Source organism: Rhodococcus sp. SBT000017 (assembly GCF_003688915.1).
Lineage (GTDB): Bacteria > Actinomycetota > Actinomycetes > Mycobacteriales > Mycobacteriaceae > Rhodococcoides.
Genome location: NZ_REFU01000001.1, coordinates 3,153,194 through 3,168,443 on the forward strand (window position 1 = coordinate 3,153,194; position 15,250 = coordinate 3,168,443).

Annotated in this window: 12 protein-coding genes and 1 pseudogene; 8 read left to right on the plus strand and 5 right to left on the minus strand. The window is 64.5% G+C overall.

Annotated elements, in window-relative coordinates; all coding sequences use genetic code 11:
* Window positions 1-309 precede the first annotated feature (309 nt).
* Window positions 310-1,389 carry an ABC transporter ATP-binding protein gene (locus AYK61_RS14655; RefSeq protein ID WP_121872766.1) on the minus strand — a complete coding sequence of 360 codons (1,080 nt, stop codon included), beginning with the start codon at window positions 1,387-1,389 and terminating at the stop codon, window positions 310-312.
* A 148-nt stretch (window positions 1,390-1,537) separates the two neighbouring features.
* Here AYK61_RS14655 and AYK61_RS14660 point away from each other — a divergent pair.
* Window positions 1,538-2,361: pseudogene (locus tag AYK61_RS14660) on the plus strand (NAD-dependent epimerase/dehydratase family protein).
* Window positions 2,362-2,442: 81 nt separating this feature from the next.
* Here AYK61_RS14660 and AYK61_RS14665 read toward each other — a convergent pair.
* Window positions 2,443-3,612: a hypothetical protein gene (locus tag AYK61_RS14665; RefSeq protein ID WP_259468070.1), complete on the minus strand. Its 1,170-nt coding sequence runs from the start codon at window positions 3,610-3,612 to the stop codon at window positions 2,443-2,445.
* Between the two features lie 53 nt (window positions 3,613-3,665).
* Between AYK61_RS14665 and AYK61_RS14670 the strand changes: the two genes are divergently transcribed.
* From AYK61_RS14670 to AYK61_RS14700, 7 genes are all read left to right on the plus strand, one after another.
* A complete protein-coding gene (locus tag AYK61_RS14670; protein WP_121871311.1) occupies window positions 3,666-4,682 on the plus strand; it encodes a S9 family peptidase in 1,017 nt (338 codons plus the stop codon).
* A 185-nt stretch (window positions 4,683-4,867) separates the two neighbouring features.
* Window positions 4,868-5,818 (plus strand): carbohydrate ABC transporter permease, encoded by a 951-nt coding sequence (locus tag AYK61_RS14675; RefSeq protein WP_094630578.1) that lies wholly within the window; start codon window positions 4,868-4,870, stop codon window positions 5,816-5,818.
* 5 nt (window positions 5,819-5,823) lie between these two features.
* On the plus strand, window positions 5,824-6,705 hold the full coding sequence (locus AYK61_RS14680) for a carbohydrate ABC transporter permease (RefSeq protein ID WP_037171070.1): 882 nt from the start codon (window positions 5,824-5,826) through the stop codon (window positions 6,703-6,705).
* Between the two features lie 26 nt (window positions 6,706-6,731).
* Complete coding sequence (locus AYK61_RS14685) at window positions 6,732-8,054, plus strand: sugar ABC transporter substrate-binding protein (protein WP_259468071.1); 1,323 nt, start codon at window positions 6,732-6,734, stop codon at window positions 8,052-8,054.
* 13 nt (window positions 8,055-8,067) lie between these two features.
* Window positions 8,068-9,228: an enolase C-terminal domain-like protein gene (locus tag AYK61_RS14690; RefSeq protein WP_121871313.1), complete on the plus strand. Its 1,161-nt coding sequence runs from the start codon at window positions 8,068-8,070 to the stop codon at window positions 9,226-9,228.
* A 63-nt stretch (window positions 9,229-9,291) separates the two neighbouring features.
* Window positions 9,292-10,089: an IclR family transcriptional regulator gene (locus AYK61_RS14695; RefSeq protein ID WP_183130287.1), complete on the plus strand. Its 798-nt coding sequence runs from the start codon at window positions 9,292-9,294 to the stop codon at window positions 10,087-10,089.
* Between the two features lie 102 nt (window positions 10,090-10,191).
* On the plus strand, window positions 10,192-11,460 hold the full coding sequence (locus AYK61_RS14700) for an EAL domain-containing protein (RefSeq protein ID WP_183130288.1): 1,269 nt from the start codon (window positions 10,192-10,194) through the stop codon (window positions 11,458-11,460).
* Between the two features lie 16 nt (window positions 11,461-11,476).
* On the opposite strand, the gene AYK61_RS14705 is transcribed toward AYK61_RS14700, so the two are convergent.
* From AYK61_RS14705 to AYK61_RS14715, 3 genes are all read right to left on the minus strand, one after another.
* Window positions 11,477-12,676, minus strand: a complete 1,200-nt coding sequence (locus AYK61_RS14705) for an L-talarate/galactarate dehydratase (protein ID WP_121871316.1) — start codon at window positions 12,674-12,676, stop codon at window positions 11,477-11,479.
* 72 nt (window positions 12,677-12,748) lie between these two features.
* A complete protein-coding gene (locus AYK61_RS14710) occupies window positions 12,749-13,702 on the minus strand; it encodes a 2-hydroxyacid dehydrogenase (RefSeq protein WP_183130443.1) in 954 nt (317 codons plus the stop codon).
* A 14-nt stretch (window positions 13,703-13,716) separates the two neighbouring features.
* Window positions 13,717-15,063, minus strand: coding sequence for an enolase C-terminal domain-like protein (locus AYK61_RS14715; protein ID WP_121871318.1), 1,347 nt, complete (start codon window positions 15,061-15,063; stop codon window positions 13,717-13,719).
* Window positions 15,064-15,250 lie beyond the last annotated feature (187 nt).

Sequence of the window (15,250 nt, forward strand, 5' to 3'; positions counted from 1 at the left end):
GGCCGAAAGATCGCGGACCATCGCGATGCCTGGTGAGCGTCTGTCACTCGAGAAACAGTACCGGTGGGACGAGCCGCTTCGCGGCATGTGCACGGAACCTCGTAGCAGGGGAACACGTAGCAGGCTCCACTCCCGCGCACCTGGGTCATTCCGCAGGCTCCACTCCCGCGCACCTGTGTCATTCCGCAGGCTCCACTCCCGCGCACCTGGGTCATTCCGCAGGCTCCACTCCCGCGCACCTGGGTCATTCCGAAGGCTCCACTCCCGCGCACCTGCGCGTCAGCGCTCCCGCGCGTCAGCGCTCCACTACTAGTCGACCAAACGCTCGCCGGTCACCGTGGAGAAAAGGTGGGTGCGCTCGGCGGCGTAGGAGAGCGTGATCGTCGATCCGCGTTTCGGTGGGATGCGACCGTCGGCGCGGACGACGATGGGCTGACGAGTGCCGTTGATATCGGCCTGGCCGTAGACGTAGGCGTCGGCTCCGAGTTCTTCGACGACGTCGATGGTCACTTCGAGGCCCGCCCCGGTGGTGATCTGCAGGTCCTCGGGCCGCACGCCGAGTGTCACTGTGTTCTGTCCGATTCCGGCGATGGCGGAGCGGGGAACCGGAACCACTTCGCCGCCGAAGCGGACGCCGCCGTCGACGAGGGGCAGCTCGAGGAGGTTCATTGCAGGCGATCCGATGAAGCCGGCGACGAAGACGTTGTTCGGATGTTCGTACATGCGCCTCGGCGAGTCACACTGTTGCAGTACACCGTCTTTGAGGACGGCCACGCGATCGCCCATGGTCATGGCCTCGACCTGATCGTGGGTGACGTACACGGTCGTCGTGGCGAGTCGACGCTGCAGCGCGGAAATCTGCGCGCGGGTCTGTACCCGGAGTTTGGCGTCGAGGTTGGACAGCGGCTCGTCCATCAGGAACACCTGGGGTTTGCGAACGATGGCGCGGCCCATGGCAACTCGCTGACGCTGACCACCTGAGAGCGCCTTGGGCTTGCGGTCGAGGAACTTGGTGAGGTCGAGGATCTTGGCAGCATCCTCGACGCGACGCTTGATCTCGGCCTTGTCCTCACCCGCGATACGCAGGCCGAATCCCATGTTCTCGCCGACTGTCATGTGCGGGTAGAGAGCGTAGTTCTGGAAGACCATCGCGATGTCGCGATCCTTGGGCTGATGGTCGGTGACGTCCTTGCCGCCGATGGTGATGGCTCCCTTGTCGACTTCTTCGAGACCGGCGAGCATCCGCAGCGACGTCGACTTTCCGCAGCCGGACGGGCCGACGAGGACGAGGAATTCACCGTCCTGGATGTCGAGATCGAGTTGGTCGACGGCAGCTTTGTCGCCGCCGGGAAAGAGTTTGGTGACGCCCTGGAATGCGACGGTGGCCATGATGGTGGTCCCTTCACCGGCAGGAACGTGCCGGACGATCCGAGTGAGGTTCACATATATGAATGAATGCCAGAATGCTGACTTCGTTTAGAAGTATGTACTACTGTGATGCCCATTACAAGGTTTCCATCGAAGGAGTTCGAGAAGAATGACCGACACCGTTTCACGAGTGCTCATCACCGGAGCCGCGGGCAACATGGGCGCGATGCTCCGGCCGCTACTGGCGGCTCCCGGCCGCATGCTGCGCCTGTTCGATATCGCCGAGATCAGCGACATCGATTCTGCTACCGAGGAATTCGTGCAGGGATCGGTCACCGATCGCGCCGCGGTGGCCGCTGCGGTGGACGGTGTCGACGCGATTGTGCACCTCGGCGGATTGAGCACCGAGGACTCGTGGGCCAACATCCTGTCGGTCAACGTCGACGGCACTCAGGCCGTGTTCGAGGCCGCGGTGACGCACGGAGTCACCCGCGTGGTGGTGGCGTCGAGCAATCACGCGGTCGGCTTCTGGACGCACGACGAGGCGGGTGGCGAACCGCTTCCGGGGACGCCGCTCCACGACCCGACGGCTTCTACGGGTGGAGCAAGGCCGCAGTGGAAGCCCTGGGCCGGATGTACCACGACCGCTTCGGCATCGACGTCGTCAATCTCCGTATCGGCTCGAGCTTCGACGCGCCGCCGAACTACCGTGGCCTGGCCACCTGGATGTCCCCTGCCGATACTGCCCGGCTGATCGAGGCGTCACTGTCGGACAGCGCCAAGGGTTTTCACACAGTGTGGGGCATCTCGAAGAACTCGCGCGCGTGGTGGTCCGGCAGCGAGGGTGCGGAGATCGGATACCTGCCTCGCGACGACGCGGAACAGTTCGCCGAGCAGTTCCTGGCCGAGCACGAGTGGACGTTCTCCGACCCGATCCTGCAGCGAGTCGGCGGAGCGTTCTGCGACCACCCGCTCGGCCAACGAATGCGGTGATGCACGTTCTGCTCCACTCGACCACCCCGACTACGGGATTCCGCGCCGAGGCCGGTCGAGTGGAGCACCCGTTGCAGACCCCTACGAATACGTTGTGACGATCGACCCCAACGCATCGAGCTGGGGTCGATTGACGAGACCGAGGTGATAGAGGTGCAGCTCGTTCGCCCCGGCGTCGACCGCCGCAGCCACGTGCGCGGCCACCTCGTCGAGCTTCTTCGGCGGCAGTACCGATACATAGGCACCCACATCCACCCCGTCGCCGACGGCAGCGCGGGTGGCCTCGACCACCGACACGGTCTCGGCCGTCGCAGGCCAGGCCGAGACGAGTACCGCGTCGACATCGGCCGGTGCGGCAGCGGTCAGCGCAGGCGAGGGGCCCGTCTTCCATGGATCGGGATGACTGTGCAACGTCACGCGTGCCGACGGTGCCTGGTCACGCACGGCGGCAAGCACTTCGCCGCGAAGGTGATCGGCGTCGGCGTGACGGACCGCCACCACCGCATCGATCTCGTCGGCGGCCAACACGTCCGTGATCGCCGCACCTGCAGGCAAAGTTCCGGCCGACAGCGCGTCGACGCCGTCGCGCAGCTTCTGCGTCACCTTCGCCGAGTCGACGCCCCGCTCGCTCCACGCGTCGAGCTCGCGCGGCGTGCAGCTGATCGACATCAGGGTGTCGCCGATTCCGGGGAACGCGCCGTCCGTCTTCTCGTGTGGTCCGACATGCGCGAAACCGAGCTGTCCGCAGGCCTCGACGGACACGCCGTGTACCTCGACGCCGCGTATCGCCTCGGCGGCGAGCGTCGCGCAGTACCGAACGATGTCGGGATGCCCTGGAGCGAGCGCATAGCGATAGGCGTCTCCGAAACAGTTGACGACGGTCGCGTCGGGATGGGTGTGGCCGAGAATTGTGCTGTGCGTCAGTACGATCCAGGCGTTCACCAGAAATCCGGCGTCGAGCAGGATGGCCGCCGCCTCGCCGAACGCGTCCTGGGCCCCGCCCCAGTCGGCCGTTTTCGCTGTGATCGCGTGGCCGGCCCAGGCCTCGGGACGCACCGGCCGGTACAGCGCGGCGTGATGGGCGTCGACCACCTTGTGCTGCGGGTGCAGCGGAGTTGCCGCCCTGGTGGAGTGATAGGTCGCGGCGAGCGAGATCTCACGCACCCCGAGCCTGCGGGCGCGCTCGACGAAGTGAGGATCACCGAGTACGTCCCAGGGATAGGCGTGCGCGACGATGCGGTCGACGGTCATAGGGGTCATCCTTCGATGGCTGATTTGTTCGATAGAGAGAACTGAGTTCACACATGGGAACACAATTCGAGCCCGGCTGTCCACGATTCGCCCGTCGCGCGGCAATAGGGAAGGCCCTCGGAGTCACCGAAACCCCACCGCCCCCGCACGTGACACGCGGTCGCAGGTGGATACGTGACGGCGTCCGCGGAGTGGAACTGACCTGGAACGACACGTCTGCGTGGCTGCTGACGCCCCCGGAAGCAGAGCACCCACTGCCCGCGATCCTGCTCATGCACGGCCACGACGGGGTGAAGTTCTACGGCAAGGAGAAGGTGGCCGACGGTCCCGACGGCATCGCGCCCGGCATCGCCGCACTGCGCGAGCACGGGTACGACGGCGGTGCGCCCGCAGTGGGCCTGGTGGCAGCGGGTTTCGCGGTCCTGATCCACGACGTGTTCCCGTGGGGCTCCCGCCGGGTGCCGTGGGAGCAGCTTCCCGAGCGGGCTCGCCGGGCCGGAGCACACCTGGACGGACTGGAGCGATACGAGGCGGCCGCCCGCGAGCACGAGCACGGCCTGGCGAAAGTGGCTGCGCTGCAGAGCAGCTCGCTGGCAGGCCGGATACTGACCGAAGATCTGACGGCGCTGCACGTGCTACGCGCCTGCGCCGAGGTGGATCCCGATCGCATCGCCTCCGCCGGATTCTCCGGCGGCGGAGCCCGCGTCGCACATCTACTGGCCTGCAGCGACCGACTGCGAGCCGGGGTGATCACCGCCTCGATGAGCACGTACGCCGACATCGCCGACGGTCGTGCGGACGACACCAGCTGGCTGATGATCACTCCGGGCATGCCAGCAGTCTGCGACTGGCCGGAGATCGCGGGCTCGGCCGCCCCGACTCCGCTACTGGTCCAATTCGCCGAGCAGGACTCACATTTCGGTACGGCAGGCATGCGCGACGCCGAGGCATCGTTGCGTCGCGACTACGAAGGCTCCAAAACCCTGTCGATTCAATGGTTTTCGGAGCCACACCGCTTCACGGCGGCGATGCAGGACGCCGCAGCGAGCTGGTTGAGGCTGCACGTGTGACCGGCCATGCTTGACAGCGCTTGTGACTGCCGTCATAGTTGGTCCAGAAATTCACATAGCAGACGACAGTTCAGATATGTGAACAGCACAGACTTTCCACTGCCCGGCTCCTCAGGGCCGGAAGAACCCGCCAGACCCACTCGCCGGCTCCCCGATCCGGCCCCGAACGCTTCGGAGCGTCCCCCATGGTCACCACCACACCACCCCGGTCGGGAGGCACCCGTGCGCAGAGCTCGGCCGTCCCTCCCGTCCGGCCGAAACGCAAGCGCCGCATCTCGGCCCCGTACATTCTGATCGCACCGGTCGTCATCCTGCTCGCCGTGTTCATCTTCTACCCGGTCGGCAGTGTCTTCTACTACAGCCTGCAGTTCTACAACCCGACGACGCCGTGGGACAACGGCTTCGCCGGCCTCGAGAACTTCAAGTTGATGTTCGCCGACGACCTGTTCTGGAACAGCCTGCTCGTCACCGCCAAGTGGGTCGGCGTTCAGGTCGTGTTCCAGCTGATCCTCGGCCTCGGACTGGCTCTCCTGGTCAACGAGGTCTTCCGTGGACGCGGACTGGCCCGAGCCCTGGTGTTCTCTCCCTGGGCCGTCTCCGGTGTGCTCACCACCGGTATCTGGCTGCTGATCTACAACCCGTCGACCGGGTTGTTCAAACTACTCGGAGACATGGGCATCGGCGACGGCACCGCCGCACCGATCGCAGATCCGGACACCGCGTTCTGGGCCACCAGCGTCGCCGAGCTCTGGCGCGGTGTTCCGTTCTTCGCCATTCTCATCCTCGCCGAACTGCAGAGTGCACCCAAGGACCTGTACGAGGCAGCGAACGTGGACGGTGCGAACCGCTGGCAGCGCTTCCGATTCGTGACACTGCCGCACCTGAAGGCCGTGATCATCCTGTCGACCCTGCTGCGCGGGGTCTGGGAGTTCAACAACGTCGATCTTCTGTACACCCTCACCGCAGGCGGACCGGCCGACGTCACCACGACGTTGCCGCTCTACGTCTCTCAGCTCGCCACCACCGCGCAGGACTTCGGATACGGATCGGCTCTGACCACCGTGGCCTTCGTCATCCTGCTGTTCTGCTCGATCCTCTACTTGCGCCTCAGCAAATTCAACAGCGATAAGGCCTGACGCACATGACCACTACCGCAGATCGTCCCGTCGTGACCACGCCGCCGCAGGACCACTCCGAGAAGGTGCGCGTGCATCGCACCAAGCCCCGCGTGTTCAGCGTCGGCCTTCCGTTGGCCGTCTACCTGCTCTTCACCCTCGTCCCGTTCTACTGGATGATCGTCTTCGCATTCCGGCCCGCCGGTTCCAATTCGATGCTCCCCTGGCCCATCACGCTCGACCATTTCGACACCGTCTGGAACACACTCGGTTTCAGCTTCTTCTTCAAGAACAGCCTCATCGTGGCCGGCCTGTCTCTCGTGCTCACCACCTTCGTTGCACTGGCGACCGGCTATGCGTTGGCACGCTTCAAGTTCCGCGCCAAGATACCCCTGGTGATGGCCCTGCTGTGCAGCCAGTTCGTGCCCGGTGCGATGCTGCTCATCCCGCTGTTCCAGGTGTTCCGCGAGATGGGACTGGTGAACAACCTGTTCGGCCTCATCGTCGCCGACACCGTTTTCCAACTGCCGCTGGCGGCAATGTTGATGGCCGGCTTCATCTCTCAGATTCCCGTGGAACTCGAGGAGGCCGCGATGGTCGACGGCTGCTCGCGCCTGAAGGCCTTCCGCATCATCATGCTGCCGCTGCTGCGCCCCGGCCTGATCGCCGTCGGTTCCTTCGCGTTCATCGGCAGTTGGAACAACTTCCTGTTCGGCCTGATGTTCATCAGCAGCCAGGACAAGTTCACCCTCCCAGTCGGATTGAGCTACACGATCGGTTCCTACAACGTCGACTTCGGCGTCCTCGCGGCCGGCGGTCTGATCGCCGCGGTACCGGTGGTCGCTGTGTTCGCCGTCATCCAGAAGTACCTCGTCCAGGGCCTCAGCGCCGGCGCGGTCAAGGGCTGATCATGACGCACGGAAAGAGAATCGACATGAATCGACGCACCCTGCTGCGCACCACCCTCGTCGGCGCGGTCGCGACGCTGGTGCTGGCATCCTGCAGTTCCGAGACCTCACTGCCCGACGGTGAACTCGGAGATCCGAACAGTGGCACCCTCACCTTCTGGGACAACAATGCCGGACCGGATCGAACCCCGTTGTACGAGGAACTGATTCGACGCTTCGAGGAGGTCAATCCCGGCATCGACATCCAGTACGTCGGGCTACCATCCGACAGTGCTCAGCAGAAGTATCAGACGGCTCTCGCCGGTGGGTCGGCACCCGATCTGGGGATCGTGTCCACCGCATATCTGGCGCCTCTCGTCGCGCAGGATGCCGTCATTCCGCTCGACGACTTCATGGCGTCCTCTCCGCAGCGCGGCGAGTACGACCCGAAGATCATCGAGTCGGCGATGGAGTCCGGTGGCGGTGAGAACCTGTACGGTCTGCCGTTCACCAGCAACAACGCGACGCTGTGGTATCGGGCGGATTGGTTCGACGAGGCCGGCATCGAGCCTCCGGAGACGTGGGACGAATTCTACGACGCTGCAGACGAACTGACCGACAAGTCCGATGGCCGCTACGGGTTCACCATCCGAGGCGGTGCCGGTTCGATCTACCCGTTGCTGCAGCACATGTTCGCCACCACCGGCATCGACAACTTCTTCGACGGCAGCGAATCCACCGTCAACCGGCCCGAGATGGTGCAGGCCATCGAACGTTTCGCCGCCCTGTACGACGTGGACACCCCCACCGCCGACGTCAACAACGGCTTCCCGCAGATGGTCGCCAGCTTCGGCGGTGGCTCGGTGGCGATGATGCAGCACAACCTCGGATCGTTGAGCAATCACCGTAAGGCGCTCGGCGACAACGTCGGTGCCGTCGCACTGCCCCGCGCCGACAACGGTGTCCGTACGGTGATGACGGACCCGTTCCCGTCCTACACGGTGTTCAAGAGCAGCAAGCATCAGGCTGCGGCCTGGAAGTTCCTCGAGTTCATGACCTCGCCGGAATCGCAGGCCTACTGGAACGAGAACGTGGGTCAGATTCCGGTCAACGCCGCCGCTCGCTCCGCTCCCGCCTTCCAGGCGATGCCGTCGGTGCAAGCTGCTCAGGCCGCCCTCGACGATCCGGAGACGGTGCTGGTCACCCCACCGGACTACCTGCCGGATTTCGGCAAGATCGTTCAGGTTCAGATGCTGGGCCAGTGGCAGAAGGTCCTCATCGGGCAACTCAGCGCTCAGGACTTTGCCGACGACTTCGCCGAGAAGCTCGACCGCTCCAAGGCCAAATACGATGCCCGACAGGGTAAATAGGGGATTCACAGCCATGTCCAGCGTCATCACCGAGGTTGCCGTCCAGGTCTTCAAGACCGAGGCGCGCACCGCCGTCGATTCCTACGGGCATCGACACCCCGGACCGTCCGTCCCGACCACCCAGGCACTGTTGCGCATCACCGATTCCGACGGCGTCAGCGGCTACGTCCTGGGCAAGCCCAACTACCTGCGCGAAGACCAAGTGGAGCAACACTTCCGGCCGGTCATGATCGGCACCGACCCGTTGCACCGCGAGGAGATGGACCGCAAGTTCGCGATCCGACAGCGCACCAGAGCCGTCGAACTGCCCGAGCACACCTGCAGCTACCTCGATCAGGCACTGTGGGATCTGGCGGGCAACCGGTTCGACACCCCGGTGTGGAAGCTGCTCGGCGGGGCCCGCAGCGAGGTCAAGGCCTACGCGAGCACCATGTGTGGAGACACCATCGAGGGCGGACTGTCGAGCCCGCAGGAGTACGCGGATTTCGCTGTGGCGCTGAAGAATCAGGGCTACCAGGGAATCAAACTGCACACTTGGATGCCGCCGCTCGAAGGGGCACCGAGCCTCACCAGGGACATCGAGGCCTGCGCCGCGGTGCGAGATGCCGTCGGGCCCGGGTTCTCGTTGATGCTCGACGGCTATCACTGGTACTCGCGTAGCGATGCGCTCGAGCTCGGCCGCGAACTGGACGCGCTGAAGTTCGATTGGTTCGAGGAGCCGATGGACGAGTTCTCGATGCGCTCGTACAAATGGCTCGCGAATCAGATCGACACTCCGGTGATCGGCCCGGAGACCACTCCTGGTCGGCATCGTTCGCGGGCGGACTGGATCGCCGACGAGGCATGCGACATCCTGCGAGTCGGCGCGATGAACGGCGGCGGCATCACGCCTGCACTCAAGACGGTGCACATGGCCGACGGGTTCGGGCTCGAGTGCGAGATCCACGGCAACGGTGCACCCAATCTGGCGCTCGTCGGCGGTGCCCCCAACATCCAGTGGTACGAGCGCGGCCTGCTGCATCCGCTGGTGGACTACGACTGGGTGCCACCACACCTGAAGTCCATCGTCGACCCGATCGACGCGAACGGAATGGTGCAGATGCCGACCTGTCCGGGCCTGGGCGAGGACATCGACCTCGAGTACATCTCGAACAATCTGATCGCCGAGTACTGATGGCCGTCGACAATATCGGTGTCCGCGTATGAAACATCGTTCATCATGAGGGACACTGTCTTCATGGTGAACGATGTCACGGCCACAGCTGCGCCGGATAGTCAGCCGGTGAAGTCGGCCGAACGCACGATCCACATCCTCGAGACCCTGGCGGCGTCCCCCACGCGCATGAGTCTCGGCGAGCTCCAGGAGGCCTGCGGGTACCCACGGTCGAGTCTGCACGCCCTGCTCCGGACGCTCAAGGACCTGCGCTGGATCGAGGCCGACGAGTCCGGCTCGCGGTACGGCATCGGCACCCACGCCCTGCTCACCGGCACGTCCTACCTCGACAAGGACTCCGTCGTCGGCCGAGCCGCGGCAGTGCTCGAAACACTGCGCTCCGATGTGCGGCACACCGTGCACTTCGCCAGACGCGACGAGGACTGCGTCATCTACCTCGCCAGCCGCGGTTCCAAGCTCGAGGTGCGTCGCATGCACCGCGTCGGACGCAAGTTGCCGTGCCACGTCACCGCCCTCGGGCAAGCACTGCTCGCCGAGCTGACGACCGACGAGGTGACGACGCTACTTCCGAAGAAGCTCGAGCGGTACACCGCGAACACCATCGTCGACCGAGATGCCCTCATCGCCGAACTCGCTCAGGTGCGCAGGCGCGGCTGGTCGCTCGAGCAGGAGCAGGGCACTGTCGGCGTGGTGTGCATCGCGACCGTCGTGCCGTATCGAATTCCTGCCACCGATGCGCTGAGTGTCTCGATGCCCGCCGGGATCGCCTCCTACCCCGGCGAACTGGAACGTATCGCCGGCGTGCTGACCGAACACGCCGCCGCCTGGGCACGCGAACTGCGCGCCGAGGGAGTTCGCTGACGTACCCGGATGCGTGTCCTACGTCCACCGAACGCCGACCAGGCGGGTAACGTCGGAAACGAGCTGAAGACTTACTGTTCGATCGCGAAGAAGGACACCTTCATGCCGGACGACGCTGTGCGCGAGCGTTCCTCGCACGAGGCGATTTCCTCTGTCCTCGCCGATGTGAACGCTGTCCGCCCGGTGTTCCAACCCGTGATCGAACTCGCCACCGGAACCGTCCTCGGGTACGAGGCTCTGGCGCGGTGGCCCGAGTGGCCCCTACTGGACCTGGATTCCGTGTTTTCGACGGCGGCAGATCTGGGCGTGGTGGACGATCTCGATTGGGCTTGTCGCACAGGCGCGGTCGACGCGGCACTCGCTGCAGGGATGGCACAGGAATTGTGTTTGTTCGTCAACGTAGAACCCCATACCGCGACCGGACCGACCGACGCCGCCAAGCGCGCGTTCGCAGCAGCCGAGGGCCGATTTTCCGTGGTGTTGGAGTTGACGGAGAGGTCACTGCTGGCCGATCCCGCAGTGTTGTTGGCCGTGGTTGCCGACGGTCGGCGGGCAGGATGCCGCATCGCTCTGGACGACATCAGCGTGCATCCGGACACGGTGACCATGCTCGAGTTCGTCGCACCGGACATCATCAAGCTCGACCGTTCGTTGGTCCAGCGAGATCCGAATCGAGCGCAGGCGCGCGTGATCGCCGCGGTACGAGCGCATTCCGAGGCGACCGGGGCGACCGTTCTGGCAGAGGGGATCGAAAACGACGAACACCTCGCCCGCGCTCACTCACTCGGGGCGGTACTGGGCCAGGGATGGCTGTTCGGAAGGCCCGGTCCGCTGCCCGAGTCGGTGCGGACCGCACCGGGTGCGCTGTCGATTCTGAGCGAGCCCGTTGCCAACTCCGGTCTGGTGCCGAACATGCCATCGGATCTGTTCGAGCTCGTGGCTCCGTCGATCGGAACCAAAGCCTTCATCCGCGCCATCTCCCGCCAGATCGAGGACCACGCCCGCGATACCAACGATTCGCTGGCCCTCATCTCCACCTTCCAGCATTCCCGTTGGTTCAGCCCGTCTGTCGCTGAGCAATACGCCTTGCTGGCCACCAAGCACGCATTCGTCGCGGCCGTGGGCGTCGGTCTGGGAGGCGAACCTGCACCGGGTGTGCGCGGGGCAGATCTCGACCCCACGGAGGAGTTCACCCGGGAGTGGACGATCACCGCGGTCGGTCAGCACTATTTCTCGGCGCTCATCGCCCGCGATCTGGGCGATACCGACTGCGCCGACGCGGATCGACGATTCGAGTTCGTGCACACGCACAATCGGCAGCTCGTCGTCGCCGCGGCCAGATCGCTCATGCGCCGCATCATTCCCATGTGACCGGGGCCGATACCGGCTAGCGCACCAGCACCCTCGCCACGGTCCACGCACGACCCTGCTCGCTCAGCGTGAATCCGAGCCCCGGGCGAGCGGACAGGTGCATGCGTCCGTCCCGGGTCTCCAGGTGCTCGTCGAACAGCGGGTCCAGCCAGTCGAAATGCTCCACCCACGTCTGCAATGGATACACCGCCGCGAGGTGCAGATGGATCTCCATGGCGAAGTGCGGGGCCAGCTGCAGATTGTGGTGCTCTGCCAACGCCGCCAACTTCAGGAACTGCGTGATTCCGCCGATGCGGGGAGCGTCGGGCTGGAGGATGTCGACCGATCCGGCCTCGATGAGTCGCACGTGCTCGCCGACGCTGGCCAGCATCCCCCCCGTCGCGATGGACGTATCGAGACCACGAGCGAGCTGCGCGTGCCCCTCGGCGTCGTAGGCATCGAGTGGCTCCTCGATCCAGACGAGATCGAACTGCTCCAGGATGCGGCACATGCGGTTCGCCGTTGGTCGATCCCATTGCTGATTGGCGTCGACCATCAACGGGATGTCTTCGCCGAGAAACTCGCGCACCGCGGTGACTCGGGCGATGTCGGTGCGCCAATCAGGCTGTCCCACCTTGATTTTGAGCCCGCCGATGCCGTTGGCCAGTGAGATGGCGGCGTTCTCGATGACCTCCTCGATCGGCGTGTGCAGAAATCCGCCGGAAGTGTTGTAGGTCTGCACCGAATCGCGCGCCGAGCCGATCAGCTTCGCCAGCGGCAAACCGGCCCTCTTGGCCTTGAGATCCCACAGCGCGATGTCGATTGCGGCAATCGCCTGCGTGGCAACACCGCTACGCCCCACCGAGGCTCCGGCCCACACCAGTTTCGTCCAGATCTTGCCGATGTCATTGGGGTCCTCGCCGATCAGAACTGGGGCGATCTCCTGGGCATGCGCAAATTGGGCGGGACCACCTGCCCTCTTGGAATAGCTGAAACCGATTCCCTCGTGGCCTTGTTCGGTACGAATCTCGACGAACAAGAAGACCACCTCGGTCATCGCCTTCTGGCGGCCGGTGAGCACCTTGGCGTCGCTGATCGGATTCCTCAGCGGTAGCACGACCGAGGACAGCGTCACCTCGGCGATGCGGTCGATACTCGCGGCACCGGGTGCAAGTGCAGCGATCGCAGCCCCCGGGGCGGTGAGGCCACTGATGGGCTTGTCGGTGTCGATGGTCATCTGCGACTCCTGAGATCGTCGATCATGTTGCTTCACAGCCTATTTAGACGATCGATGTGGATCCAACACCATTTATCGGCGGATCGATACCGCCAGAGCATCGATGTTCGACGCGATGTCCGCAACCCGACCCACGAACGTATGATGCGTGACGCCCGACGAGTGGGGCGTCATCAGCACATTGTCGAGATCGCGGAACGGCAACACACTCGGCTCGCCCACGCCGTCCGGTCCGGGGTATCGGTACCAGACGTCGACCGCGGCCGCGGCAATCTGTTTGCGCGACAACGCGTCGAACAATGGTTGTTCCTGTACCAAGGGTCCACGTCCGACATTGACGAGTACCCCGTCGCTGCCGAGCCTGCCCAGTTCCTCGGCACCGATCATGCCGCGGGTGCGGTCGTTCAGCGGTGCGGACACCACCAGTACATCGGCGAAGTCCATCAAACGTCCCAGATCACTTGAATTCGAAACCCATTGGAGGCCAACGACTGGAGCCCGCCCGCTCCCGGTGACCGCAGCCCCGGTTGACCCGTACGCCTGAAAGAGCTGCCAGGTTCGTCGACCGATATGCCCGAAGCCGACGAATCCGATTCGAGCACCGCTCAGCGAGAATGGTTGCGCGATGCTCGGGTCGTAGACCGAAGTGGCGAACACTCCCGAGCGGAGTGCGCGGTCCTGTTGCAGAAACTTTCGCCGCAGCATCACCGTCGCAGCCACGACGTACTCGGCGATGGACTGCTCATGGTGAAAGGTGTTGCACACCTGCACATCGGGGCCCAATCCGGAGCGGTCGACGTTGTCCGTTCCCGCGCCGACAACGTGCACCATCCGTAACCTCGGCGCAGCGGCACCCATGGCCGCACTGAATTTGCCGCCGACGTACACGTCCGCGTCGGCGAGTTCTTCGATGACTCGACTTTCGTCGAACGGAACACACCAGACGACCTCGGTGCCGACGGGCAGACCCGCCTCGAACTGCTCACGATGCGGCAGCACATTTCGATCGCCGACGACGACCTTCATCAGCGTACGAGAACTCATCGAACCAGGGCCGGCCGCTTGCTGTCGAACGTCCATCCCTCGATCAGGTACTGCATTCCGATGGCGTCGTCGCGGGCACCGAGCCCCTCCTTCTGGTACAGCTCGTGCGCCGCATCGATCTGTTCGAAGTCGAGTTCCACGCCGAGTCCGGGTTTGTCGGGCACGGTGAGGAAGCCGCCCTCGATGGCGAACGGCTCCTTGGTCACTCGCTGCCCGTCCTGCCAGATCCAGTGTGTGTCGATGGCGGTGATGATGCCGGGGGCTGCCGCCGCAACGTGCGTGAACATGGCCAGGGAGACGTCGAAGTGGTTGTTGGAGTGCGACCCCCACGTCAGGCCCCAGGCGTCGCACAGCTGAGCGACACGCACCGAGCCGGCCATCGTCCAGAAATGTGGGTCGGCCAGCGGGATGTCGACGGCACCGGACCGAACGGTGTGGCCCATCTCGCGCCAGTCGGTGGCGATCATATTGGTCGCAGTCTGCAATCCAGTGGCACGTTTGAATTCGGTCATCACTTCGCGGCCGGAGTAGCCACCCTCCGGTCCGACCGGATCCTCGGCGTAGGCCAACACGTCACGCAGGCCACGACAAGTCTCGATCGCGTCCTTCAGCAACCAACCGCCGTTGGGATCCAACGTGATTCGAGCCTCCGGGAACCGCTCGGCCAGTGCGCGAACGGCGGCGGCCTCCTCGGCGGCAGGCAGTGCGCCACCCTTGAGCTTGAAGTCCTGAAACCCGTACCGGGCCTGCGCAGCCTCGGCAAGACGCACGATTGCCTCGGGATCCATGGCCTCCTCGTGCCGGACGCGCATCCAGTCATCGGCACCGGACGCCTCGTCGGCTGCACCGCGGTAAGGGAGGTACGTCTTGGTGCGATCGGCGACGAAGAACAGGTATCCCAGAGCTTGCACCTTCTCGCGCTGCTGACCGTCGCCCAACAGCGCTGCAACAGTGACGCCGAGATGCTGGCCCAGCAGATCGAGCAGAGCGGATTCCACCGCGGTCACTGCGTGAATCGCAATCCGCAGATCGAACGTCTGCGCGCCGCGGCCGCCGGAATCACGATCGGCGAATGCGCGGCGCATGTCGGCGAGAATCGCGTTGTAGCGGCCGACTCCCTGGCCCTCGACGAGCACGCGCGCATCCTCCAGGGTCTGGCGAATAGCCTCCCCGCCCGGCACTTCCCCAACACCGGTGCGGCCGTCGGAATCGGTGAGTACCACCAGGTTGCGGGTGAAGTACGGGGCGTGTGCGCCACTGAGGTTCAACAACATGTCATCGTGACCCGCAATGGGTATGACACGCATTTCGGTGACGACGGGCGTGCTGGTGTGGACGTTCATGTCCGACCTTTCTCACATACTTCTGGTGACTCGGCTCACACGGGACACTAGGTCGCACGGTCGATGCACGTCCAAGACCACTTACGCATCGACCGATGCAGTAGAGGTATCGGCAATCGCAGGACGTGCTCATCGAGCCTGACAGCGGGATCGATACCGAGACTGAATCGAATGCGACTTTTTTCGA